Below are 23,268 nucleotides of genomic sequence, written 5' to 3'. Positions count from 1 at the left end.
AGTGACCATTCCCGCTGCAACTTACCGAATTCAATTCCGCAACGGCATGACCTTCGATCGTGCCGCCGATCTGGTGCCTTATTTGCTGCAACTCGGCATCAGCCACCTGTATGCATCGCCGATATTTACCGCCACCCAGGGGTCCACGCACGGCTATGACATTACTGATGCCAATGAAATCGATCCGGATATCGGTGGCCGCGCCGGTTTTGACCGCATGGTCAGGGCGTTAAAGGACGCCGGACTGGGCCTGATCCTCGACATTGTGCCGAACCATATGGCGGCCTCGCTGGAAAATCCCTGGTGGCGTGACGTTATCGAACACGGTGAAAACAGCCGTTATGCGCGTTATTTCGATATCGACTGGTCGCGGCGGCTGACCTTACCTTTCCTTGGAGACACCTTTGACGTCGCGCTGGAAAAGGGCGACATCACGGTCAAAGCCGATCCTGCCACCGGGCGTCCGGCGCTGGCCTACTTCGAGAGTTTTTATCCGCTGACGCCGGAAAGCTGGCAAGGGAAAGAGCAGGAAATCCTGCAACTCACCGACAAAACGGCCATTGCTGAACTGCATGACCTTCAGCCCTGGCGGCTGATGTCGTGGCGCGATGCGCCAGAAGAGCTCTCCTACCGTCGCTTCTTTGAAATTACCGGTCTGGCGGGCGTGCGGGTGGAAGATCGCGCCGTGTTTGATGATACCCACCGGCTGATCCTCGAACTGGTGCATGCCGGCGCGGTTGACGGACTCAGGGTGGATCATGTGGATGGCCTGGCCGATCCGAAAGGCTACCTTGAGCTGTTGCGCCAGCAGGTTGGCCCGGACTGCTACCTGACCGTTGAGAAAATTCTGGGTGAGGGTGAGGTTATCCCGGCGGACTGGCCGATTTCCGGCACCACCGGCTATGAATTTATTGCGGCGATTTCCGACGCGCTGGTCGACGGCAAGCAGATCGGCACCTTGCGCAAAGTCTATGAGCGGGTGATTGGCCGACAGGTTGATATGGAGGCGGAACTGCGCGCCGCCAAAATGCTGATGGCGGACCGAAATTTCGCCGGTGAGTTCAGCACCTTGCTGACGCTGGCCACCGAGATTGCCAACAAAGAAAACGTCAGGCTGGACGAGGAAACCGGGCGGGAAGCGCTACGCGAACTGCTGATCGCTTTCCCGGTGTACCGCACCTACGGCACCGAAGAAGGTCTGCCGGAAGAAGGCACTGAAATGCTGCACCAGGTGGCCGGAGAGGTTAAAACGGGCGAGAACGTGCCTGATCGTGGCGCGGTAGATTTTCTCACCCGTATCCTCGCGGGCAAGGTGTCAGACGGTGCCACGGAAGAGGCGGATACCTTCCGTACCCGTTTCCAGCAGCTTACCGGACCGCTGATGGCGAAATCGGTAGAGGACACCTTGTTCTTCCGTCAGCATATGGAGCTGGCGCTGAATGAAGTCGGTGCCGAGCCCTTGCCGCGCACCTTTACGCCAGAGCGTTTTCATCAGGAGATGGCGCAGCGGCTGCAACTTCAGCCCGATGCGATTTCCAGCACCTCAACCCATGACACCAAACGCGGTGAGGATGCCCGCGCCCGACTGTATACGCTGACGGAAGTGCCGCACATCTGGCAGGCATGCATCGTTCGCTGGCAGCAGATGAATCAGCATAAGGTCAGCAAGCTGGCGGATGGCCTGGCGCCGAAACCGGCGGTAGAGTGGATGCTGTATCAGGCGCTGGCTGGCGTCTGGCCGGCCACGCTTGAGCCGCAGGATCAAGCGGGCTTAAAAGCGCTGGAAGAACGCTTCCTCGCCTATGTGGAAAAAGCCCTGCGCGAAGCGAAGCAGCGCACCGACTGGGCCGACACCAACGAACCCTACGAACAGGCGGTATTCGACTATACCCGCCATCTTCTCGATCCGCAGAATCAGACCTTCCTGCAGGACTTCCACCGTTCGCTGCAACCCTTTGTGCGGGCGGGGCTGGTCAACAGCCTGACCCAGTCGGTGATTAAGCTTGTCGCACCCGGCGTACCGGATATTTATCAGGGAAGCGAAGCGCTGAATTTCAGCCTGGTCGATCCTGATAACCGTCGCGATCCTGATTTCCCGCTGCTGCAACACCAGCTGACGGCTGACAGCGTATTGCCATCGTCCTGTGAAGAAGCCGACTGGCGCAGCGGCAAGCTGAAACAGCAGGCGATCGCCCGACTGCTGCATCTGCGGCTGGATAATCCTGAGCTGTTCAGAAAAGGCGAATATTTGCCGCTGCAGGCCAGCGGAAAGCAGGCGGAGAACATTCTGGCCTTCGCCCGCAGCGACGGGGCTAACGCAATCATTGTGATCCTGCCGCGACTGGTGTTGGGTCTGGTGGGTGAAAGCCTGTCTGCCGGGCCGAAGCAATACTGGAATAACGCTGTGATTAACCTGCCGCCTGAGCTGGCTCAGCGTCGTTATCGCGATGTGCTGACCGGGGAAGAACACTTCCTCAGCGGCCGCTTCAATTTAGAAAATATTGAATGCGTTACCCCTGTGATCCTTCAGGGTTGATTGAAAAAAAACAATCTAAAAACCGCAGTCACATTAACGTTTGCAATGGAGAGTGGCATGTCTAACGGTAAACCTTACGGGATCACCGCGGGTAACAGCCTGCGTCTTGGCGCTAATTATGATGGCAAGGGGGTGAATTTCGCGCTGTTCTCCGCTCATGCCGAACGGGTCGAACTCTGTCTTTACGATCCAACCGGGGTATTTGAAATCACCCGGCTGGATCTGCCGGAATACACCGATGAAGTCTGGCACGGCTATGTGCCGGATCTGCAAGCTGGCGCGCTGTATGGCTATCGCGTGTATGGCCCTTACGATCCGGAAAATGGCCACCGCTTTAATCCTAACAAGCTGCTACTGGATCCTTATGCCCGTGAGCTGTCTGGTGAAATTGAGTGGGACGAATCGCACTTCGCTTACAACCTGTATGATGATGACAAAGACCTGACCTTCGACGATCGCGACAGCGCGCCATATACGCCAAAATGCCGGGTTATCGACCCCGATGAGTTCAACTGGCAGGATGAGAATCGCCCGGTGATCGGCTGGCCGGAAACGGTGATTTACGAAACCCATGTGAAGGGCTTTACGCAGCTCAACTCCGCCGTACCGGAAGCCATCCGCGGCACCTACGAAGGCATGGCACACAAGGCCACCGTCGATTACATCAAAAACCTGGGCATTACCTCCGTTGAACTGCTCCCGGTTCACTGGTTCCCGGACGATCAGCATCTGCTGGAAAAAGGGCTGAAGAACTACTGGGGCTACAACACGCTGAATTTCTTCTCGCCCGCCAGCCGCTATTTCGGCCCGAATGGCATTCAGGGTTTCCGCGATATGGTGAAGGCTTATCACGATGCCGGTATCGAGGTGATCCTCGACGTGGTGTATAACCACACCGCCGAAGGCAATGAGCTGGGTCCGACGCTGTCATTCAAGGGCATCGACAACTACTCTTATTACCGCACCTTCCCCGAACAACACCGCTATTACATCAACGATACCGGTACGGGCAACACGGTAAACACCTCGCATCCGCGCGTCTTGCAAATGATTATGGATTCGCTGCGCTACTGGGCGGAATCGATGCATATCGACGGTTTTCGCTTCGATTTAGGCACCATTCTTGGCCGCGAGCCGGAAGGTTTCGATCAGCGCAGCGGCTTCTTTGACGCCATAATGCAGGATCCGGTGCTGTCGAAACTGAAGCTGATTGGCGAGCCGTGGGACATTGGGCCTGGCGGCTATCAGGTGGGCGGATTCCCGCCGGGCTGGGCAGAGTGGAATGACAAATATCGCGACACGGTGCGCGAATACTGGAAAGGTGACAACGTCGCGTCTGAGTTTGCTGCACGCCTGCTGGGCTCCGGCGACTTATACGATTTGCGGGGCCGTCGGCCATGGGCAAGCGTCAACTTTATCACCGCCCATGATGGCTTCACGCTTAACGATCTGACGTCCTACAACGACAAGCACAACGAAGCCAACGGCGAGGACAACAACGACGGCCATAATGATAACCGATCGTACAATTATGGTGCCGAAGGCCCGACCACGGACGAAGGCATTAACGCGGTGCGCGATCGACAGCGCCGCAATTTCCTCACCACCATTCTCTTCTCTCACGGCACGCCGATGTTGCTGGCCGGCGATGAGTTTGGCCGCAGCCAGCTGGGCAACAACAATGGCTACTGTCAGGACAGCGAAATTTCCTGGGTAGAGTGGGACAAAGTGCCGGATACCGGTGCGGCACTGCGCGAATTTACCCGCCAGGTGATCAAGCTGCGTGCAGAACAGCCGTTGCTACGCCGTGAAAGCTGGCGCGATGGCATGGATATTAAGTGGTTCAATGCCGGCGGTGGTTTCCAGCAGCCGGATCAGTGGGACGAAGGCGTTACGCTCGGGGTGTATATTGGCCGCCCGGATCTGCATACCGAAGAGGGCATCTGGCATGACGTGCTGATGCTGTTTAACCCGTATGAGGGCAACGTACCGTTCCAGATCCCGCAGTTTGGTGAAGGTGGCTGGGTGCTTGAACTGACCACCGCCACCTCGTTGACCGCGAAACCGGGGCTGGTGATTACCCGGGAAAAGGATTTCGAGCTGGAAGGGCGCAGCATTGCCTTATTCAGAAGGCCATAACGGGCCGACAAGGGATAATGCGTGTCAGATGTAACGAATATGTAATCAGATGAGAATATCTTCCTGAAAGTTCCGTTAGTTGTGGCGGAACTTTTCTTAACAAGAATTTAGCAAGTTTAGCTAAAACGATTAACGAGAAAGGGAGTTAAGTAGACCTGACGGCGCAATTCGCCGGACGTGCGCAATAACCGACAGGGCGGAACATTCCCGTCGACCTGACAGCAATAATAATGCCGCCTTATCGGTTTTGAACTGGAATACTCAGGAGTCACAACATGAAAGATCTCGTTAACGATGTTTTATCCATCTTTTCACCACAAAGCGTTAAGCCTGTCCTGATCCGTGCAGGGTTAACACATCGCGAGATTGCCTCCATGCATCCAGTTGGCGTAACACAGGTCAGTTGGGTGACCTCCATGGAAGAGCTTAACGATGCCTTTGTGAAAAAAGCGATGGAAGCGGGAGCCGCGGGTTATCACATTACCGATGTGGAGTCTCACAAGCCGGGAAACGATGACCAACATGTGCTGGCCGCCAAAGCCACGCTGTATTATGTTGCTGAAAAAGCGGCTAATGGCTGATGTTTTTATCTGACAACAACAGAATAAATAAACACCGCAGCTCGTAACCGAATGCGGTGTTTTTTTTCGCCTTAAATAGCGCGACTGTCATAGCTAAGATTGGCTTCATCAATACTGTCGCCATGTTCCATCGCCCACTGACACAGCGCCTCAAAGGGGCCGCGTAATGAATGCCCCAGCGGCGTAATGGCATATTCCACGCCAATCGGCGTTGTCGGTAACACGGTGCGCGTCACCAGACCATTTTTTTCCAGCCGTTTCAACGCATCAGCCAGCGCTTTATGGGTGATATTCAGCCGTTTTTTAATTTCGTTAAAGCGGGCAGGCTGCGGGCAAATCACGGTCAGGATCATGATCGTCCATTTATCGGCGATTTTATTCAGCACCGGACGAACCAACTCCATATCGGCGCGGCTTTTCTCAAACAGCCTGTCCAGCTCGGTATACTCAACCATATCTTGTATCCTTCAGGTGCGTTATTGATATCAGATATAAGAAGTATATCATCCATTCTCTACGCTAATGAGGAGAGAATGATGAGCAAAATGACGGATAAAGTTGCCCTGATCGTGGGGGGTGCCAAAGGCATCGGTCTTGCCATTGCTGAACGGCTGACCGCAGAAGGCGCGGTGGTGTTCCTGACGGGCAGGCGTGAAGAGGAAGTGAACGCTGCGGTTACGCAGTTGGGCGCGAGCGTGACCGGTTTGGTAGCCGATGCCGGAATACAGAGTGATATTCAGCAGGCGATTGCCACCATTACGCAACGCAAAGGCAAGATTGACCTGCTGGTACTTAACGCCGGCATGAGCACGCCCGCATCGTTGGCGGAAGAAACGGCCGGGCACGTCAATCAACTGTTTAGCGTCAATGTGCAAAGTCACGTCACGTCATTTCAGGCCGCGCTGAGTTCGCTCAATGACAAGGCCTCGGTGGTGTTGATTGGCTCTGTCGCCAGCGGACTAGGCGTGGCGGGTTATGGCACCTACAGCGCCACCAAAGCCGCGCTGCGTTCATATGCCCGCACCTGGAGTCTGGAACTGGCACCGCGCGGCATTCGTGTCAATGTGGTGGCGCCGGGCCCAACCGATACCGATATGATGGCCGCCGTGCCGGAAGCCGTTCGCCAGACGCTGATCGCGCCGATCCCATTAGGGCGTATGGCGCATCCGCAGGAAGTGGCCGCTGCGGCGTCCTTCCTGTTAAGTGAGGATGCCCGCTTTATTACCGGCGTGGAACTGCTGGTGGATGGCGGCATGGCGAATAACCTGACCTGACTCTGTCAGGCCGCGATGGGTAAACCATCGCGGCTAATTACGCTGGATAATGAGTGAGAAATATTCTGTCCGCCCAAGCTAAGAAAGGCGATTTTTTAGCGGGTGATAATCCGCGTTCCCGGAATAGTTAAGGCGAAATCAGGCCCGAAGATTTTTGCGGGAGTTTGAAAACCCGGTTGATGTTCACCGTTGAGTACGCGGGATACAGCCGCTATGGCGGCGAGGGGGGTATAAGAGTATCCATTCACCGTTTCAATCACTGCATCGTGAATCTCTCCATTGGCTGCGGTGATTTCTACCAACGCGCGCGCGATACTTTTCGCACGTTCTTCCGGCGTAGGGCCATCAGGTAACTGGGATAAATCACCTGAGGGAAACGCTTCGCCGCTCAGGTGAACATACATTTCAATATTGGGGATGTGGGTTGAATGCCAGGCAGTCACAAGGTCACCAAAAGAGAGCGGGAAGCACTCAACTTTGCCTTCACCAAAATCAAACCACTCGGTTGCGCTGTTCGCTTTGGTCGTCAATACCCCGTTTACCCGTGCAAGCAAACCTGCACTGATAATTTCTCCTGCACTTATCGCTGATCCCCGCGACATCGATCCGGCTACCTGCAGCGCAATTCTTAGCCTTACCGGTGTATTAACCTGTTGTGCCAGCATGACCGACAGACTATCAGTCGGCACCACATCCCAGCCCACGCCAGCCATCAACATACTTCCCGACGACAACGCCGACTCATTCAACGATTCGGCCAGACGGTAGACGTTAATCTCAGCAGTGATATCAAGATAATGGATCCCGAGCTGAATACAGGCTTTCATCAGTGGCTCAGCCGTCTGGGCAAACGGGCCAGCACAGTTGAGGACCACACTCACGCCCTGCAATTTCTGCGCAAGCCTGTCCGCGTCATCTAACGTGAAGACTGATGCCTGAAGTTTCAGCTCGCTCGCCAACTCGTGCAGCTTAACCGGGTTCCTTCCGGCGAGAATGACATTTAGTCCGGCTGAGGTTGCCTGTTCGGCAATCATGCGCCCGGTGTAACCCGTCGCGCCGTAAATCAGTAATGTTTTCATGATGGCGTGTGCTGCCAGCTTTTATAGACGAATTCAAGCGTATGACCGTCGGGATCGATCACCCCGGCGGCGTAATAGCGTGGGTCATAATACAGGCGTGCGCCAGGCGCACCATGGTCTGTGGCACCCGCCGCTATCGCCGCGGCATAGGCAGCATCTACCTGGCTTTCGCTGTTCGCCACAAAGCCAACATGGGTAGCGCTTCCGCCGGGTAGACCCGTGCGCAGCCAGAAGAAAATCCGGCCATGTGCACCAAACCCCTTCAGGTCGGGATGGCCCGGCGGTCCGTCCTTGCCGTCGTAGTCCAGACGGACGGTGATGCCGAGTGGTGCCAGTGTTTGAGTATAAAACGCGACGGAATGGTCGGTATCGTTAACCGCCAGAAAAATATGATCGAGCATAGAATCCCCTTACTGGATTAAATTTGATAGTGGCCAGTGACTCTGGATGACGTGCAAGACATTCAGAGTAGGGAAAACGGCCGGATGCGGATTCCGTGTTCCTGCTCGATTCTTGCCTTTTTCTGCTTTATGCTGCCTTACGTTGTTTCGCGGAAGGATGAAAAGGTGTTTAACCTGCAGCTTGATGAATTGCGCGACCTGGCGGCCCATGCCAGAAACTGGCGAACTGAAACCGGCATCCCCCGTGTGGCAATGGTGCAGGGCAATGTGCCGGCTGAGGCGCTCGCCGCCGTGTATGAACCGATGATTAACCTGATCCTGCGCGGCAGTAAGTCGATGACCGTGGGAGACAGAGTCTTCAATTACGATCCCGCCTCGTACTTTGTCATGTCGGTGGATTTGCCTGCCGTAGGCTCGGTGCATCCCACAGAGCGTGGTGAGCCGTATTTAGCTGTCAGCCTGACCATCGACCCACAGCGTGTTGCGGCGATGATCGAGGATCTGCCGCCGTCTGCGATGCAGGATCGACCGGACGGTGGGGCATTTTCAGTTGCCTCGGTGACGCCTGAACTGCTGGATGCCTGGATCAGGATGCTGCGCCTGATGAAAGCCCCTGAGGATATTGCGGCGCTGGCACCGGGATACGAACGAGAGATCCTCTACCATGTGTTAAAAGGTCCGCACGGCTGGATGCTGAGGGATATTGCCTCGCCGGGGACGATGCTGGCGAGGATTGGTAATGCGATTCACTGGTTGCGGCACAATTTTGCCGAAGAGTTTATTGTCGGGGCGCTGGCAGAGCGGGAGGCAATGAGCGTTTCCGCGTTTCATCGCCACTTCAAAGCCGTCACCGCGATGAGTCCTGTCCAGTATCAAAAGCGGGTGCGGCTTCTGCATGCCCGCCGCATGCTGCTCGGCAGGCAACAGAGCGTCACCTTTGTGGCTCAGGAAGTCGGCTATAAAAGCGTGCCGCAGTTTAACCGCGATTATGCCCGCGTCTTCGGTCTCCCGCCGCTGAAGGACGTCACGCAGCTGCGCAAGGCGATCAACGTGCGCGACGGGCAGGGGTAATTATATGGACCAACTTCTGGCTATGCGGGTGTTCATTCGTATCACCGATGCCCGTTCGCTGGCAAAAGCGGCTGATTCGCTCAACCTCCCCCGATCCTCCGTCAGCAAGCTCTTACAGGATCTTGAGCAGCATCTGGGCACTAAACTCATCGAACGCAGTACCCGATCTTTCACCATTACCCCGATGGGTGAACGTTACCGGGAGCAGACGCGTGAAATACTGGCTCAACTTGATGAAATGGATACCGCCGCAAGGTACGCAAAGGTAAATCCTCAGGGAAAACTGCGCGTTGATGTTGGTTCATCACTGGCTAATGAGATCATCATTCCTGCACTGCCCGAGTTTCATGCCCGTTATCCGCAGCTTGAATTATTGCTTGGCGTCAACGATCGTCCGGCTGACCTGATAGGCGAGGGGGTTGATTGCGTCATACGTGGGGGAGTACTTCCTGACAGCTCAATGATTGGCAGACAGCTCTGCACCCTTGATTATGTCACCTGTGCCACATCGGGGTATCTTTCGGCTCATGGCACGCCTGTGCATCCGCAAGATATTGAGGATAACCACCAGACTGTACGGTATTTCTTTCCGCACTCGGGGAAATCATTGCCTTTACAGTTCAGCAACGGAACGGACGAGTTTGAAATTCACGGTAACACGGTGGTCAATATCAGTGAGAGCACGGCACTGACGGAAGCCTTGTTGACGGGAATGGGTATTGGACAGATTTTTCGCTTTAGTGCTGAGCATCATTTCCTATGCGGTCGTTTAATTCCGCTACTGGAGGAATGGAAGCAACCTTCGCTGCCTGTGCAGTTGGTTTATCCGGCCAACCGTCATCAAAGTGCTAAACTGCGGGCATTCGTCGACTGGGCGTTGGAACTCTTTGCAAGGGAGTTTGCCAGCCCGTAATAAGGTTTTTGGCTAATAATCTGCTATCCATGAGGCTGAATTAAGTCTCCACCTGCACGGGCTTCTGCCATCACAGCCCGCTAAATATACTCGGTTCAGGATGCCGGTCTGACTTCTTCAGATTGGCCACTCCTGACTGAGGAAACTAATGATGACCTACAAACTTGACGGTAAAATTGCGTTAATCACCGGCGCTACCAGTGGCATTGGCCTGGCAACCGCCCGGACTTTTCTGGCTGAGGGTGCCCATGTCTATATCACCGGCCGCAACAAAGCGGCGCTTAAGACGGTGCAGGACGAATTGGGCAGTTCGGTAACCTGTATTGAGGTTGATTCAACCCACGGCCCAGATCTTGATCGTTTGTACCGTCAAATAGAAGCGGAAGCGGGTGGACTTGATGTGGTATTTGCCAATGCGGGTGGGGGATCCATGTTGCCTTTAGGGCAGATCACGGAAGAGCATGTTGACCAGATTTTTGGCCAAAATGTGAAATCGTTGATTTTCACCGTTCAGAAAGCTTTACCTCTGCTGCGCCAAGGCGCTTCAATTATCCTTGCGGGGTCCAGTGCCAGTATTGAAGGCACTGCCGCCTTCAGCGTTTACTCCGCCTCGAAAGCGGCGGTGCGCAACCTTGCGCGGAGCTGGGTACTTGATCTTAAGGGCACCGGGACGCGAGTAAATGTGCTCAGCCCGGGGCCGATACGAACGCCGTTTCTGCTCGATTTTGCCGGCGACGATCCGGCACATCAACAGGCCATGCTCGATTATCTTAATACCCGTATTCCGCTGGGTGGGATTGGCGAGCCGGAAGAGATCGCCAAAGTGGCCCTGTTTCTTGCCTCAACGGATTCGAGTTTCGTGAACGGCACTGAGCTTTTCGCCGACGGCGGACAGGCTCAGGTTTGAGCCTTTACTGAAAAGACGTTCAGTAACCGACGCCCCGGACGCCACCGGAGGCTCTCAATGATTCGCCCGTGACCCAGTGTGCATCATCAGAGGCCAGGAATACCGCAACGGGGCCAATATCCTCTGGTTCGCCAAAACGGCCCAGAGGTGTTCCGGCCAGCAGCTTTTCACCCAGCTCACCGGCAAAATTCCCGTCCGTACCTGGGGTGTTGGTATGCCCCGGCAGGATCGAATTTACCCTGATCCCTTTTGCCCCCAACTCTCTGGCAAGGGCAAACGTGAGCGTATCGACCGCGCCTTTGGTGGCGGAGTAAACGCTTGAAGCCAGATACGGGTCGGTACTCAGAATCGAACTGATGTTGATAATGCTGCCAGACGGGCTGAATTGCTTTAGCGCCTCACGCGTGGCCAACAGGTAACCCAGCACATTCAGATTAAACTGCTTATGAAAGGCCTCTTCGGTCAGATCTTCAATCATTTCAAACACCGCCACGCCGGCATTATTGACCAGAATATCCACGGTGCCGAATTCCTGCCTGATCGTATCAAACATCCGCGTAATATCCGCAGACTGACTCATATCCGCTTGGATGGCCGATGCTTTTCCACCTGCGTCACGGATGTGCGACACCACCTTTTCCGCATCGCGTTGACTTGATGCATAGTTGACGATGACCGTAGCGCCTGCCGCTGCAAGTGCTTTAGCAATACCGGCACCGATCCCTTTAGACGCGCCGGTTACGACGGCTGTTTTGCCTGATAATTTCATTTGATGACCTTTAGATGAGTGAGAAGTTGTCGGTAAACAGTATCGGGTCTGAAGGGCAATAAGCGCGTGCCCAATCTTCCCGGATAATTGCCTGTTCTTCTCAACGCACTTGTTCGGCGGAAATATCAGGCCTATGCTCGACGGGATGAATACAGTGATGAATGAACTGCGCAGCTACGTGTTGCCTGCTGATAATAAGTGGACAGCAACGGATCTTCCTCGCGTCTCGATGGTCAACGCGGAAGCCTGTGCCAATCAGATCTACCAGCCTATGCTGCATTTTGTCCTGCAGGGAGAGAAAACACTGTCCATTGGTGGGCAGATGTATCGCTACACTGCGGGGACGTATTTCGTGGTGCCAGTCGATATGCCGGCCACCGGGGAAATTTTCGCGGACGGTCCAGACAAGCCTTTTCAGGCGGTCAGCTTAACGTTAGATGCGCACATCATCGCTTCGCTGTTGGCCGCAAACAGTGACATTGCTGTCAGATCTGCGAACGATAGCTATGCTCCGGTAGCCACTTCACCGGAACTGCTTGATGCCTGGCTGCGAATGATGCGATTGCTGGCGCGGCCAGGTGACGCGACCGTGCTGGCGCCGATGATTGAGCGTGAAATTTTGTTCAGAGTGTTACAAGGGCCGTCTGGTGACGTTCTGCGTAATATTGCCTGCCCGGATGGCCATTTGTCGCAGATTCGCCGTTCGATTAACTGGATACGCGATCATTATGCGGAACCCCTGCGCGCAGAGGCGTTAGCTGGCATCGCGAACATGAGCGTCGCGGCCTATTATCGCCATTTCAAAACTATCACCCATATGACCCCGATCCAGTACCAGAAGCAATTACGCCTGATCCGCGCACGGTGGCTGCTGATATTTGAACCCAGCGATGTGGCGATCGTTGCCTTTTCGGTGGGTTATGAAAGTGCTTCACAATTCAGTCGTGAATATGCCCGCCTTTTTGGGCGACCTCCGGCACGCGATGCAGCGCGTTTCAGGTCTTTACCCACTCTTCCGATCGCCCACCAGGCCGTCCCATAAGCGCATAACCTGCCCGATTGACCGTTCAATATCGTCAAAGGGCACGCCATCGCGTGCCAGCGTAGATACCCCGGTGAGGAAACTGTTAAAGGTGAGGCCCAGGGTTTTCGCGGACGTCCCGGCGGGCAGCTCGCCGCTTAACAGGCCGCGATTGACGCAGTGAATAAAGCCGTCGCAGGTCTTTTTTCTCGATTGCTCCAGCGGGCTGAGCAGGTATTTGTGCTCATCGGTACTCACCGACATCAGGCCCAGCGTGACCATGCAGCCTTTGGGATGATCGTCTTCACACTGCATGCGTGCCGAACGTAGCAGGGTGGATTCAATGGCGTCGCGCGGCGGCAGCTCATCCTGCCATAAGGCTTCGGTCACGCGCCCGTGTGTCTGCAAATAGCAGGCAACCGCTTCCTGGAACAACTTCTCTTTTGAGCCAAACGCCGCATAAAAGCTCGGCGCGGTAATGCCGTTGCCGATCGCACTTTTCAACTGACTCAGCGAGGTCGAGTCAAAGCCGCGATCCCAGAACAGGTGCATTGCCTGTCGCACCGCTTCATCGCGATCAAACTGCCGTGGTCTGCCCGTTCTCATTCGGTTTCTCCTTTCAACCAAGTTATATACTAATCGATACATAAATATTTGACAATGCTACGCGCTCGGGATATCTATACCAAACGATACATAACTAACTGGATACCTAAGAGAGGGCAGTTTGGCTGATATTTCTCCGGTCGCGAAGGCGACCCAACAAGACCGACTACCGGTAATGGCGCTGCTGGCACTGGCGATGACCGGCTTTATCTGCATCGTCACGGAAACCATCCCAGCCGGTCTGCTGCCGCAAATCAGCGCCGGACTGACGATTTCACTGTCGCTTGCCGGCCAGATGGTGACGGCGTACGCCGCCGGATCGCTGATTGCCGCCATCCCGTTGACCATCGCCACCCGAACCTGGCGGCGTCGCAGCGTTTTGCTGATCACAATTGTCGGGTTTTTGCTGTTCAACACCCTGACCGCGCTGTCGACCAACGTGGTGCTGACGCTGGCCGCGCGTTTCCTGGCGGGGGCATCCGCCGGATTAGCCTGGAGCCTGCTGGCAGGCTACGCCCGCAGAATGGTGCCGGTTTCATTGCAGGGAAAGGCGATGGCGCTGGCGATGGTCGGCACGCCGATTGCCCTGTCGCTGGGTGTGCCGTTGGGCACCTGGCTGGGAAATTTGCTGGGATGGCGGCTGACGTTTGCCGTGATGTCGGGCTTATCGGTGCTGCTGGTGGTCTGGGTTGTGCTGGCCGTGCCTGATTTTGCCGGGCAAAGCGGGCAGCAAAAAATGGCGCTGAAGAAAGTCTTTACCACGCCTGGCGTGCGCCCGGTGCTCGGCGTGGTGTTCACCTGGATGCTGGCCCACAACATTCTTTACACCTATATCGCCCCGTTTGTGGCACCGGCCGGACTGGAAAATAAGGTCAGCCTGATTTTGCTGATTTTTGGTCTGGCGGCGCTGGTGGGCATCGTTATCACCGGGCGGATTGTCGATCGCCATCTTCGTCTGGCCGTCTTAATTTCGCTGGCGGTGTTCGCGCTTATCTCACTGATTTTCGCCGTCGCGTCAACGTCGCCTGCGGTCATCTATGCTGGCGTGGCGGTGTGGGGCCTCAGCTTTGGCGGGGCTGCCACCTTGCTGCAAACCGCGCTGGCGGATGCTGCCGGTGAAGGGGCCGACATTGCGCTGTCGATGAATGTGGTGGTGTGGAACAGCGCCATCGCCGCCGGTGGCCTCAGCGGAGGCATGTTATTACAACAGGCCGGCGTCACCGCGTTTCCCTGGGTAATGCTTATACTTTTGCTGCTGAGCTTTGCCATCGCGTCCCGCGCCAGCAAACACGGTTTCAGTAAAGCAGGCAGACCCGTTTGTTCAATCGCCAGCTCGTGACAGTGGGCTGGTCAATTCTGATTTTTTATCAATAGATGACGAGGAATGACCATGACTGATTACACCGATAAACCCGATACAGGCAGAAAGGTTTTGATCCTGGGCGGCAGCCGCGGCATTGGCGAGGCGATCGTCCGTCGCTTTGCTGAGCAGGGCGATGACGTGGTGTTCACGTACGCCAGCTCCCAGCAGAAAGCCGAAGTCATCGCGCAGGAGACACACAGCCAGATGATCAAGCTGGACGTGTCGAACCGTGCCGAGCTGGTTGAAGCCATCGCGCAGGCAGGCGAACTGGATGTGCTGGTGTTTAATGCCGGGGTGCTGGCCGCAGGCGATCCGCTGGAGATCGATGCCGACGAAATTGAACGGCTGTTTGTGATCAACATCCATGCCCCTTACTTCGCCGCCGTGGAAGCCGCCCGCAAAATGAAGGACGGCGGGCGTATTATCATCATCGGTTCGGTCAATGCCGACCGCGTTCCGGTTGAAGGCCTTACCGCCTATGGTGCCAGTAAATCTGCCGTTCAGGGCATGGCCCGTGGGCTGGCCAGAGATTTTGGCCCGCGCGGTATCACCGTCAACGTGGTGCAACCCGGTCCGACCGACACCGATATGAACCCGTCTGACGGACCAATGAATGAAATGATGCACAGCTTTATGGCGATTAAACGCCATGCGCACGCCAGCGAAGTCGCGTCGATGGTGTTATGGATTGCCAGCAGTGAAGCGGGCATGGTAACCGGCACGGCCCTGACCATTGATGGCGGATTTGGCGCCTGAGTTAATCGTCAGCCGTCACCGAGTTTCGCGCAATCAACCCGGTGACCCAGTCGGCAAACACCCTGACTTTGGTGCTGAGTTGGCGGCTGGGCGCATAGCTGAAATAGATGTCCACCGGCGGTGCCCGCCAGTCCTCAAGGACGGGCACCAGCTTGCCTGCCTTGATTGACGGGTGAATCATAAAATCCAGCGTATGAATTAAGCCAATACCGGCCAGCGCAGTGGCCAGGTGGGCATTACTCTCATTGACCATCACCTTGCAGGCCGGGGTGATCTCCAGCGATTGCCCCTGTTTGCAAAATTTCATCGGTAACAAAATGCCGGTTTGTGACGAAAAATAGCCGGCCACCGGGAAATTGCCATCCAGAATTTGCTGCGGATGCTCGGGGACGCCATAGCGTTGCAGATACGCTTTGCTGGCGCAGGTGGTCCAGCCGAACGCGCCGATTTTACGCGAGATCAATGCGCCATCAGCGGCACTGATACGAATGGCGCCATCAATGTTTTCGCCAATCACATCGGCCGTGCGGTCGGACACGCCGACCTGCAGCTCAATATCCGGATAACGGGCACAAAAGTCCGGCAGTGCCGGGATCAACAGCAGGCTGGCGACGGTTCCACCGGTTTCGATACGTAACCGTCCTTTGGGCGTTGCCTGCGATCGACCCAGCGTGGCATCAATATCCTCAAGCTCGCTGAGCAGATGTTTGGTCCGTTCATAATACGCCGTGCCGTCGCGGGTGACGCTGACCCGCCGGGTGCTGCGCTCCAGCAGTTTTACCCCGAGATGCTTTTCCAGCGCCTGAATCGATTTGCTCAGGGTAGCATTGGGCATTTGCAGCGATTGCGCGGCTTTAGAAAACCCGCCGGTTTCGACGACCCGCGCAAAGGCCCGTATGGCTTGAAGTTGATCCATGGCAAACCGCTCCCGGCTGATTATCTCTGTGGGGGAATAAAGATTTCGAATTTACGCTATTTATTCCTGAATCCGCCAGTTCTATATTCATTCCCGTACTGATAACCCAATCACTCGCGGAGAATGACCATGAAAATTACCGACCTCAGTAATATCCACAGCAGCAAACATCAGGGAAAAATTGCGCTTGTTACCGGCGGCAGTTCGGGTATCGGCCTGGCGACCGCCATGCGTCTGGCCCGCGAGGGTGCCACGGTGGTCATCACCGGTCGTCGGCAGGCTGAACTGGACAGCGCGATTGCGCAGATAGGATCTGGCGCTACCGCGATTCAGGGCGATATCTCCGTCGCCGCAGACGTGGATCGCATTGTTGCGAGTCTCCGCGAGGCACACGGTCGTCTGGATTTGCTGTTTGCCAACGCAGGTGGTGGCGAATTTGCGCCGCTGGAATCCATCAGCGAGGCGCAGTTCGACAAGTACTTCAACATTAACGTTAAGGGCTCGCTATTCACCATCCAGAAAACGCTGCCGCTGATGGGCGAGGGAAGCGCTATCGTGGTTACCGGTTCAATCGCCGCTAACCAGGGGATGCCCGCTTTTGGCGTGTATGCTGCGACCAAAGCCGCACTGCGCTCTTTTGTGCGCACTGCAGCCTCCGATCTCAAAGGTCGTCATATCCGCATTAATGCCATCGCCCCAGGCGTGGTGATCACCCCGGCCTATAAATCCGAATTAGGCATGAGCGATGAGGACATCGAGGGATATCTGCAACAGGTGGCCGAGAAAACCCCGCTGGGACGTGCTGCCAGCGCCGATGAGATGGCAAAAGCCATGTCGTTTCTGGCCTCGGACGATGCCAGCTATATCACCGGCATCGAACTGGTTGTCGATGGTGGCATGACCCAGATTTGAGGTTAAAGGGCTGTTAAGTAAAGGTCATCGCCCAGGTGATCATACCAGCAATACAGGTGGTGAAGGTCAGGGCGATCAGGAACAAAATGTCGATCCATTTATCCAGCGTTGGGCTGTGCTTCACCCCTTTAGAGCGCAGCCCCCAGTAAGACAGGATAGTGGTGATCAAATACAGGAAAGCATTGATCGCCAACATATCATCCCCCAGCGTTCCTTCCTTTCTCAGGGTAGTCACCACCTGAAATATCCCGATTACCGTGATGCAAACGCCGACCATCCCGGCGGAGGCGGTAAATATATGCACGCAAATATCTTTTTCGACTTCGGCATTCTCACTCTCTTTGGACATGGCAATGACTCCGCTACACGGGCTGAGGGCAGGCTATTGCCAGTATAGTCCGGCAGATTTCTCTGCAAATCATCCCAGCCAATCAACTCACTTCGTGAACTCCCTCTCAGATCTGATCCTTTTCAATTGATACCGCTTGTTTATTAAATTGCGGGGTGTATATATTACACAACTTCACAAATAAACGTGAATATGGAAAGTACATTACAACCTCATTAAGGGCCTTCCTATGTCAGAACTGAAATTCGCTACACGTCTCAACTCTTTTTCATCGGGAGCGCATCTGTACTGGCCCGATCTCCAGGGCAAACCTTCAGTTCTGCAGATGATTGCCCGTGCCGGCACGGCGAAAGGCTTAACCCATCTCGATCTTAACTATCCTCAGCATATCACCAGCAATATCAGCACCATGCGTCAAGCTATCGCCGATGCCGGACTGGCGGTAAACGGCATGCAAATGCGTTGGGATGCGCCGCAATTTAAGATCGGTGCCTTCACCAATCCGGATGCAAAAATTCGTCGTGAAGCCATTGAACTGACCAAGCGCGGCATCGATGCCGGCCGTGAATTCGGCTCGACGCTGATGACCTTATGGATGGGGCAGGATGGTTTTGATTACTGTTTCCAGGCGGACTATAAGAAGATTTGGGAAGACGCCGTCAGCGCCGTTCGTGAAGTTGCGGACTATGCGCCGGATGTCGATGTCAGCATTGAGTACAAACCAAATGAGCCGCGTGCCTACAGCATTTTCCCCAACGTCACCTCTTGCCTGCTGGCAGTGGAAGAAGCGGGAAGCCCAAACCTCGGCATTACGCTGGACTTCGCCCACGTGTTATTCGCCAACGAAATCCCGGCGTATGCAGCGGCGATGGTTGCCCGCCGCTCGCGCCTGTTAGGGCTGGATCTCAATGATGGCTGGGGGAAACGTGACGATGGCCTGATGGCCGGTTCGGTAAACCCACGGGCGACGCTGGAGTTCCTCTGGCAGATGCAGCGCGATGGCTATAAGGGCGCTTACTATTTCGATACCTTCCCGGATGCCAGTGGCCTGGATCCGGTCCGTGAAGCAGAAACCAATGTGCTTACCGTGAAGCGCCTGCTGAAGTTATGCGACAAGCTTCACGACAATCCGGCGCTGCTGGACGCCATCAGCCGCCAGGATGCGGTCAGCTCACAACAGATTGTCAACGACATTATGCTGGCTAAAGAGTAGTCCCCGTTTCTTACCCTGCGACAATAATAAAAAAGGCTCAGAAGATGAAAAAATTCCTGCTCTCTGTACTCGCATCCTCATTGCTTTGTTCCACCGTCTATGCGGCCGAACTTGCCCCGCTGAAGTCCGACACCGAACCCGATCGTACCGACTGGACCCAGCTCGACAGCAAATACGGCGCAATACCGAAGGTTGAAGGCAATCTGATGATTGGCGGCGTCTCGAAAACGCTGACCAATGAATACTGGCGCTCGCTGGGTCAGGGTTATCAGAACGGTGCGAAGAAATACGGCTTTACCGTGGCCTATCAGGCGGCGGCCAACGAAGACGATCAGATGGGTCAGCTGTCGATAGCGGAAACCATGATCTCCCAGGGATTTAAGGGCCTGCTGGTTTCGCCGCAGACCGATATCAACCTGGAACCGGCGCTGGAAAGTGCCAACAGTAAAAAGATCCCGGTGGTTAACGTTAACGATGCCGTGATGCCCAATGCCCAGTATTACGTCGGGAACGTGCAGAAAGACAACGGTGTGCGGGTAGCAAAATGGTTTATTCAGCACCATCCGCAGGGCGGTAACGTCGCCATTATAGAAGGTCAGCCGGGCGTGTATGCGGCAGGCCAGCGCACCAGCGGCTTCAAAGAAACCTTACAGGCTAACGGTAAATTTACCATCGTGGCCAGCGTGCCGGCTAACTGGAGCCGTGAAACGGCCTACAACGCGGCATCGACCATCTTACAGCAGCATCCTGATTTGATTGGCTTTTACGCCAACAACGACACCATGGCGCTGGGAGTGGTTGAAGCGGTGCGTTCACTGGATAAAGCCAAACAGACCGCCGTCTTCGGCACCGATGGTATTTCAGATGCTTACGCCTCGATTAAACGCGGCGAGCTGACCGGTACGGTGGACAGCTTCCCGGTGCTGACCGGCGAAGTGGCGATGGATGTGATGGTGCGCCTGATTGGTGGACAGAAACTGTCCCGGGTGATTTCAACGCCACAGGCGCTGATCACCAAAGAAAATGCCGACGCGTTCTCCACCAAAGATAACGTGAAATTACGTCAGCTGTTAGCGCAGCAATAAGTCAGGCGGAGAGTGTATGGAACAGTATCGCTTAACGATGCGCGGCATCAGCAAGACCTACGGCAGTGCCGCTGCGTTACAAAATGTGGACTTTACTGTCAGGCCAGGCGAAGTGCATGCGCTGATTGGTGAAAATGGTGCGGGCAAATCGACGCTGTTGAACATTCTTTCTGGCGTGCGCAACGCCGACAGTGGTGAGATCAGCGTGAACGGGGTGCCGGTGCAGATGAAAAATCCGCTCAGTGCCCGCCATGCCGGCATCGCCATGATCCATCAGGAGTTACAGCATGTTCCTGAACTTTCCGTCGCGCAGAATATGTTTCTCGGTCGCCCGCTGACCAAAGCGAACGGCATGTGGATTGATAAAAAAGCGCAGGTTGCGCGGGCCACCTTCATTTTAAGAACGCTGGATCCGACGATTGATCCTAATGAACCGATCAAAAATCTGAAGGTGTCGCAACAGCAGATTGTTGAGATTGCCCGCGCCATGCTGGATGACGCCAAAATCATCGCCATGGATGAGCCGACGTCCAGCCTGACGCCAACGGAATTCGATCGGCTGGCGGAGTTGATTAGCGATCTGAAGTCGATGGGCGTGTCGCTGATTTACGTCTCCCACAAGATGAACGAGATTTTCCGGGTCTGCGATCGCGCCACCATCATGCGTGATGGTCAGCAGGTTGGCGTGGTTAACCTTTGCGACGAAACCGAGGAAACTATTGTCGCCAAAATGGTGGGCCGCAAAATTGAGAAGCTGGATCACAACGCGTATGTCACCGAGCGTGTGGTGCTGCAGGTGGAAAACGTCACGCGCGGCACCGAGATCAAAGCCACCAACTTTAGCGTCCGCGCCGGCGAAGTGCTGGGCATTGCCGGGCTGGTGGGCGCAGGGCGGACCGAACTGCTGAAACTTATTGCCGGCATTGATAAGCGCAGCAGCGGCAGCGTGATGGTCAACGGTAGCCCGGTAAGCAATCATAACGTCACCGCCGCCATTCGTGCGGGGATCGGGCTGGTCCCGGAAGATCGTAAGAAAGAGGGCATTATTAAAGAACGTGCGGTGAAAATGAATATGGCGTTGCCCTCAATGTTTAAATTCACCAAAGCAGGTATTATCCGCCGAAATAAACTCGACCTTGTCGCCCATGAAGTGATGAGCGAATTAAATCTTCGGCCGCTGGATATTGAAAAAACCATTGGCACGCTCAGCGGCGGTAATCAGCAAAAGGTGATTATCGGTCGCTGGGTGGCAGCCGATGCCAAAGTGTTTTTATTTGATGAGCCAACCCGGGGAATCGATATTGGCGCCAAGTCCGAAATCTACAATTTAATCGAAAAATTAGCTAAGGCCGGCAAAGCCATCGTGGTCGTCTCTTCAGAAATGACCGAGATCATTCGGATATCTGACCGCGTACTGGTAATGAGAGAAGGGAAGATCACCAAGGAACTCAGCGGTGAAGCTATAACGGAAGAGAATATTGCCCGTTATGCGATTAAAGACACTGAAACCGTTTAGCGTTTAAACCTGATTTTATAAAGGCCCTAAAATGATGATTCAACCAACAAGTCGACCGTTTACGCCTGCTTCATCGTTGATTAAATTCAATGTGCGCGATGCAGGAACTCTGATCGGATTACTTATTATTGTGATCACCTTCTCATTTTTGTCACCGGTATTTTTTACCCTGCCAAATTTGCTGAATATTTTACAACAGTCTTCCATAAACGCATTGATTGCGATGGGCATGACGCTGGTGATTATATCCGGTGGTATTGACCTGTCCGTCGGGCCAACCGCCGCGCTTTCAGCGGTATTAGGCGCCACCTTGATGGTCTCTGGCGTTCCGGTACCACTGGCCATTATCGCCACGCTGGGCGTGGGTGCGGTCTGTGGCGTATTTAGCGGATCGTTAATCGCCTATGCCGGACTGCAACCGTTTATCGTCACGCTAGGCGGGCTTTCTCTGTTCCGCGCCATTGCGTTGATCTATACCGGCGGCAACCCCGTGTTCGGCATTCCTTCTGAGTTTCGTAGCATCATCAACAGTTCGATTTTCAGCATTCCCACGCCGATTATCATTGTGGCGGTGATTGCGGTCGTGCTGTGGACGGTGATGAACAAAACGCCGCTGGGTGAGTTTATCCTCGCCATTGGCGGCAATGAGGAGGCCGCGCGCGTGGCCGGCGTGCCGGTGAAACGCACCAAGGTCACGGTCTACGTGATTTCTGGAACCTTAGCCTCGCTGGCGTCGCTGATTCTGATTGGCCGACTGGGCGCGGCCGAACCGACCATCGGTAACCTGTGGGAGCTGGATGCTATCGCGGCAGCAGCCATTGGCGGCGCGTCATTGATGGGCGGTAAGGGCAGCGTGTTTGGCACCATCATCGGGGTCATTATTTTAGGGGCATTACGTAACGGCTTGACCTTGCTAAATATTCAGGCTTTTTATCAGTTGCTTGCCACAGGCCTTATTATTATCATAGCGATGTTGATTGACCGAGCGACCCGAGGCAAGTAATGAAGCAAGATCCACGAGCCATTGGTGCTCAAATTCGTATGCGTTTGCCGCAACTGACGCCTTTAGAACGCCGTGTGGTTGAATCAATTACGGCGAGGACGGATATTACCGAACAAACCTCTTTAAAAGAGATTGCGCTGGAAAATAACGTCTCCGAGGCGATGATTGTTAAAATCACCAAAAAGCTCAGCTTTACGGGCTTCAGAAACTTCAGAAGCAGCCTGGTTTATTATAATCAGTCTGAAGTGGCAAGTTTGCATGCGGAAATAGAGCCGGATGACTCGTCGGAACAATTACTGGCAAAAGTATTCAGAACCTCCATTCAGGCGATAGAAGAAACGCTGTCTATTCTGGATATTTCTGAATTCAACCGCGCCGCGGACATTATATTTAAGGCGCGCCATATCGATCTTTATGCTGTCGGGGGATCCGCCGCTGTCGCGCGCGATCTCTCGCATAAGATGCTTAAGATCGGTATTAAATCGTCGGCCTATGACGATGCGCATATTATGTTGATGTCGGCGGCGGTGTTATCTGACGATGATGTGGTGATTGCTATCAGCCATTCGGGTGCCACGCGTGCCGTTAATGACCCCGTCAAACTGGCGGCGCGCAATGGGGCCAAGGTGATTGCCATTACTAACTATGCCGAGTCGCCCATTGCGCGAAGTGCGCATGTCGTGCTCAATTCAACCTCTCAGGGATCGCATCTGTTAGGGGAAAATGCCGCGTCACGCATTGCCCAGCTGAATATCCTGGATGCACTGTTTGTGGCCATCGCCAAGAAAGACTTGAAGCGGGCAGAGAAAAACCTGACTAAAACGCAGCATGCGGTTCAGAACCTTCGGGAATTCTAAC

At 54.8% G+C, this 23,268-nt stretch carries 23 protein-coding genes; 16 read left to right on the top strand and 7 right to left on the bottom strand.

All coding sequences use genetic code 11. The annotated features are described in order from the left end of the window. Position 1 precedes the first annotated feature (1 nt). From treY to AC0IXH_RS06440, 3 genes are all read left to right on the top strand, one after another. Positions 2-2,536 (top strand): malto-oligosyltrehalose synthase, encoded by a 2,535-nt coding sequence (gene treY / locus AC0IXH_RS06450; RefSeq protein WP_471721129.1) that lies wholly within the window; start codon positions 2-4, stop codon positions 2,534-2,536. A 57-nt stretch (positions 2,537-2,593) separates the two neighbouring features. Further along, positions 2,594-4,675, top strand: coding sequence for a glycogen debranching protein GlgX (gene glgX / locus AC0IXH_RS06445; RefSeq protein ID WP_206401199.1), 2,082 nt, complete (start codon positions 2,594-2,596; stop codon positions 4,673-4,675). Between the two features lie 275 nt (positions 4,676-4,950). Further along, positions 4,951-5,256 carry a YdgH/BhsA/McbA family protein gene (locus tag AC0IXH_RS06440; protein ID WP_013202164.1) on the top strand — a complete coding sequence of 102 codons (306 nt, stop codon included), beginning with the start codon at positions 4,951-4,953 and terminating at the stop codon, positions 5,254-5,256. A gap of 71 nt (positions 5,257-5,327) precedes the next feature. Here AC0IXH_RS06440 and AC0IXH_RS06435 read toward each other — a convergent pair whose 3' ends face one another. Then, positions 5,328-5,711 (bottom strand): winged helix-turn-helix transcriptional regulator, encoded by a 384-nt coding sequence (locus AC0IXH_RS06435; protein WP_013202165.1) that lies wholly within the window; start codon positions 5,709-5,711, stop codon positions 5,328-5,330. An 81-nt stretch (positions 5,712-5,792) separates the two neighbouring features. Between AC0IXH_RS06435 and AC0IXH_RS06430 the strand changes: the two genes are divergently transcribed. After that, a complete protein-coding gene (locus AC0IXH_RS06430) occupies positions 5,793-6,530 on the top strand; it encodes an SDR family NAD(P)-dependent oxidoreductase (RefSeq protein ID WP_471720206.1) in 738 nt (245 codons plus the stop codon). Between the two features lie 95 nt (positions 6,531-6,625). Here the strand turns inward: AC0IXH_RS06430 and AC0IXH_RS06425 are convergent, their stop codons facing one another. Both AC0IXH_RS06425 and AC0IXH_RS06420 read right to left on the bottom strand, forming a co-directional pair. After that, a complete protein-coding gene (locus AC0IXH_RS06425) occupies positions 6,626-7,609 on the bottom strand; it encodes a saccharopine dehydrogenase family protein (RefSeq protein WP_471720205.1) in 984 nt (327 codons plus the stop codon). Beyond that, on the bottom strand, positions 7,606-8,010 hold the full coding sequence (locus AC0IXH_RS06420) for a VOC family protein (RefSeq protein WP_346567725.1): 405 nt from the start codon (positions 8,008-8,010) through the stop codon (positions 7,606-7,608). The genes AC0IXH_RS06425 and AC0IXH_RS06420 overlap by 4 nt, the downstream gene beginning before the upstream one ends. Before the next feature lie 129 nt (positions 8,011-8,139). Here AC0IXH_RS06420 and AC0IXH_RS06415 point away from each other — a divergent pair, with 129 nt between their 5' ends. The 3 genes from AC0IXH_RS06415 to AC0IXH_RS06405 all read left to right on the top strand — a co-directional run bounded on the left by AC0IXH_RS06415 (position 8,140) and on the right by AC0IXH_RS06405 (position 10,901). After that, positions 8,140-9,081, top strand: coding sequence for an AraC family transcriptional regulator (locus AC0IXH_RS06415; RefSeq protein ID WP_471721128.1), 942 nt, complete (start codon positions 8,140-8,142; stop codon positions 9,079-9,081). A 4-nt stretch (positions 9,082-9,085) separates the two neighbouring features. Next, positions 9,086-9,994, top strand: a complete 909-nt coding sequence (locus tag AC0IXH_RS06410; RefSeq protein ID WP_471720204.1) for a LysR family transcriptional regulator — start codon at positions 9,086-9,088, stop codon at positions 9,992-9,994. A 151-nt stretch (positions 9,995-10,145) separates the two neighbouring features. Further along, positions 10,146-10,901: an SDR family oxidoreductase gene (locus AC0IXH_RS06405; protein ID WP_471721127.1), complete on the top strand. Its 756-nt coding sequence runs from the start codon at positions 10,146-10,148 to the stop codon at positions 10,899-10,901. A 19-nt stretch (positions 10,902-10,920) separates the two neighbouring features. Here the strand turns inward: AC0IXH_RS06405 and AC0IXH_RS06400 are convergent, their stop codons facing one another. Next, the gene (locus tag AC0IXH_RS06400) at positions 10,921-11,670 is read right to left on the bottom strand and encodes a glucose 1-dehydrogenase (RefSeq protein WP_471720203.1); all 750 of its coding nucleotides are present in this window, start codon (positions 11,668-11,670) and stop codon (positions 10,921-10,923) included. Positions 11,671-11,827: 157 nt separating this feature from the next. Between AC0IXH_RS06400 and AC0IXH_RS06395 the strand changes: the two genes are divergently transcribed. Further along, entirely contained in the window at positions 11,828-12,712 is an 885-nt protein-coding gene (locus tag AC0IXH_RS06395) for an AraC family transcriptional regulator (RefSeq protein WP_471721126.1), read from the top strand. Here AC0IXH_RS06395 and AC0IXH_RS06390 read toward each other — a convergent pair. Continuing rightward, positions 12,674-13,297 (bottom strand): TetR/AcrR family transcriptional regulator, encoded by a 624-nt coding sequence (locus tag AC0IXH_RS06390; RefSeq protein WP_471720202.1) that lies wholly within the window; start codon positions 13,295-13,297, stop codon positions 12,674-12,676. The two genes, AC0IXH_RS06395 and AC0IXH_RS06390, sit on opposite strands and share 39 nt — an antisense overlap. 175 nt (positions 13,298-13,472) lie before the next feature. On the opposite strand from AC0IXH_RS06390, the gene AC0IXH_RS06385 reads away from it, so the two are divergent. Both AC0IXH_RS06385 and bdcA read left to right on the top strand, forming a co-directional pair. Then, the gene (locus tag AC0IXH_RS06385; protein WP_471721125.1) at positions 13,473-14,636 is read left to right on the top strand and encodes an MFS transporter; all 1,164 of its coding nucleotides are present in this window, start codon (positions 13,473-13,475) and stop codon (positions 14,634-14,636) included. 51 nt (positions 14,637-14,687) lie between these two features. Next, positions 14,688-15,416, top strand: coding sequence for an SDR family oxidoreductase (gene bdcA / locus AC0IXH_RS06380; protein WP_134824131.1), 729 nt, complete (start codon positions 14,688-14,690; stop codon positions 15,414-15,416). A gap of 1 nt (position 15,417) precedes the next feature. Here bdcA and AC0IXH_RS06375 read toward each other — a convergent pair whose 3' ends face one another. Beyond that, positions 15,418-16,332 carry a LysR family transcriptional regulator gene (locus tag AC0IXH_RS06375; protein ID WP_471720201.1) on the bottom strand — a complete coding sequence of 305 codons (915 nt, stop codon included), beginning with the start codon at positions 16,330-16,332 and terminating at the stop codon, positions 15,418-15,420. 129 nt (positions 16,333-16,461) lie between these two features. Between AC0IXH_RS06375 and AC0IXH_RS06370 the strand changes: the two genes are divergently transcribed. Then, on the top strand, positions 16,462-17,244 hold the full coding sequence (locus tag AC0IXH_RS06370; protein WP_471720200.1) for a glucose 1-dehydrogenase: 783 nt from the start codon (positions 16,462-16,464) through the stop codon (positions 17,242-17,244). A gap of 13 nt (positions 17,245-17,257) precedes the next feature. On the opposite strand, the gene AC0IXH_RS06365 is transcribed toward AC0IXH_RS06370, so the two are convergent. After that, positions 17,258-17,593 (bottom strand): hypothetical protein, encoded by a 336-nt coding sequence (locus AC0IXH_RS06365; protein ID WP_013202178.1) that lies wholly within the window; start codon positions 17,591-17,593, stop codon positions 17,258-17,260. 229 nt (positions 17,594-17,822) lie between these two features. On the opposite strand from AC0IXH_RS06365, the gene AC0IXH_RS06360 reads away from it, so the two are divergent. Genes AC0IXH_RS06360 through AC0IXH_RS06340 form a run of 5 tightly spaced genes read left to right on the top strand, consistent with a single transcriptional unit; the run spans position 17,823 to position 23,267 of the window. Next, a complete protein-coding gene (locus AC0IXH_RS06360; RefSeq protein ID WP_471720199.1) occupies positions 17,823-18,806 on the top strand; it encodes a TIM barrel protein in 984 nt (327 codons plus the stop codon). Positions 18,807-18,850: 44 nt separating this feature from the next. Further along, positions 18,851-19,891, top strand: a complete 1,041-nt coding sequence (locus tag AC0IXH_RS06355; protein ID WP_013202180.1) for a sugar ABC transporter substrate-binding protein — start codon at positions 18,851-18,853, stop codon at positions 19,889-19,891. Between the two features lie 16 nt (positions 19,892-19,907). Next, the gene (locus tag AC0IXH_RS06350) at positions 19,908-21,407 is read left to right on the top strand and encodes a sugar ABC transporter ATP-binding protein (protein ID WP_346567708.1); all 1,500 of its coding nucleotides are present in this window, start codon (positions 19,908-19,910) and stop codon (positions 21,405-21,407) included. A 31-nt stretch (positions 21,408-21,438) separates the two neighbouring features. Continuing rightward, entirely contained in the window at positions 21,439-22,410 is a 972-nt protein-coding gene (locus AC0IXH_RS06345; protein WP_471720198.1) for an ABC transporter permease, read from the top strand. Continuing rightward, positions 22,410-23,267 (top strand): MurR/RpiR family transcriptional regulator, encoded by an 858-nt coding sequence (locus AC0IXH_RS06340; RefSeq protein ID WP_013202183.1) that lies wholly within the window; start codon positions 22,410-22,412, stop codon positions 23,265-23,267. The genes AC0IXH_RS06345 and AC0IXH_RS06340 overlap by 1 nt, the downstream gene beginning before the upstream one ends. Position 23,268: the final 1 nt, after the last annotated feature.

Source organism: Erwinia sp. AC075, assembly GCF_979253995.1.
This window is presented reverse-complemented; position numbering and strand designations above follow the sequence as displayed.

Bases quoted from the DNA above. Each gene is read 5' to 3' on its own strand.
- glgX (WP_206401199.1), top strand. From the start codon at position 2,594: ATGTCTAACGGTAAACCTTACGGGATCACCGCGGGTAACAGCCTGCGT.
- AC0IXH_RS06440 (WP_013202164.1), top strand. From the start codon at position 4,951: ATGAAAGATCTCGTTAACGATGTTTTATCCATCTTTTCACCACAAAGC.
- AC0IXH_RS06435 (WP_013202165.1), bottom strand. From the start codon at position 5,711: ATGGTTGAGTATACCGAGCTGGACAGGCTGTTTGAGAAAAGCCGCGCC.
- AC0IXH_RS06430 (WP_471720206.1), top strand. From the start codon at position 5,793: ATGAGCAAAATGACGGATAAAGTTGCCCTGATCGTGGGGGGTGCCAAA.
- AC0IXH_RS06425 (WP_471720205.1), bottom strand. From the start codon at position 7,609: ATGAAAACATTACTGATTTACGGCGCGACGGGTTACACCGGGCGCATG.
- AC0IXH_RS06420 (WP_346567725.1), bottom strand. From the start codon at position 8,010: ATGCTCGATCATATTTTTCTGGCGGTTAACGATACCGACCATTCCGTC.
- AC0IXH_RS06415 (WP_471721128.1), top strand. From the start codon at position 8,140: ATGCTGCCTTACGTTGTTTCGCGGAAGGATGAAAAGGTGTTTAACCTG.
- AC0IXH_RS06410 (WP_471720204.1), top strand. From the start codon at position 9,086: ATGGACCAACTTCTGGCTATGCGGGTGTTCATTCGTATCACCGATGCC.
- AC0IXH_RS06405 (WP_471721127.1), top strand. From the start codon at position 10,146: ATGACCTACAAACTTGACGGTAAAATTGCGTTAATCACCGGCGCTACC.
- AC0IXH_RS06400 (WP_471720203.1), bottom strand. From the start codon at position 11,670: ATGAAATTATCAGGCAAAACAGCCGTCGTAACCGGCGCGTCTAAAGGG.
- AC0IXH_RS06395 (WP_471721126.1), top strand. From the start codon at position 11,828: ATGAATGAACTGCGCAGCTACGTGTTGCCTGCTGATAATAAGTGGACA.
- AC0IXH_RS06390 (WP_471720202.1), bottom strand. From the start codon at position 13,297: ATGAGAACGGGCAGACCACGGCAGTTTGATCGCGATGAAGCGGTGCGA.
- AC0IXH_RS06385 (WP_471721125.1), top strand. From the start codon at position 13,473: ATGGCGCTGCTGGCACTGGCGATGACCGGCTTTATCTGCATCGTCACG.
- bdcA (WP_134824131.1), top strand. From the start codon at position 14,688: ATGACTGATTACACCGATAAACCCGATACAGGCAGAAAGGTTTTGATC.
- AC0IXH_RS06375 (WP_471720201.1), bottom strand. From the start codon at position 16,332: ATGGATCAACTTCAAGCCATACGGGCCTTTGCGCGGGTCGTCGAAACC.
- AC0IXH_RS06370 (WP_471720200.1), top strand. From the start codon at position 16,462: ATGAAAATTACCGACCTCAGTAATATCCACAGCAGCAAACATCAGGGA.
- AC0IXH_RS06365 (WP_013202178.1), bottom strand. From the start codon at position 17,593: ATGTCCAAAGAGAGTGAGAATGCCGAAGTCGAAAAAGATATTTGCGTG.
- AC0IXH_RS06360 (WP_471720199.1), top strand. From the start codon at position 17,823: ATGTCAGAACTGAAATTCGCTACACGTCTCAACTCTTTTTCATCGGGA.
- AC0IXH_RS06355 (WP_013202180.1), top strand. From the start codon at position 18,851: ATGAAAAAATTCCTGCTCTCTGTACTCGCATCCTCATTGCTTTGTTCC.
- AC0IXH_RS06350 (WP_346567708.1), top strand. From the start codon at position 19,908: ATGGAACAGTATCGCTTAACGATGCGCGGCATCAGCAAGACCTACGGC.
- AC0IXH_RS06345 (WP_471720198.1), top strand. From the start codon at position 21,439: ATGATGATTCAACCAACAAGTCGACCGTTTACGCCTGCTTCATCGTTG.
- AC0IXH_RS06340 (WP_013202183.1), top strand. From the start codon at position 22,410: ATGAAGCAAGATCCACGAGCCATTGGTGCTCAAATTCGTATGCGTTTG.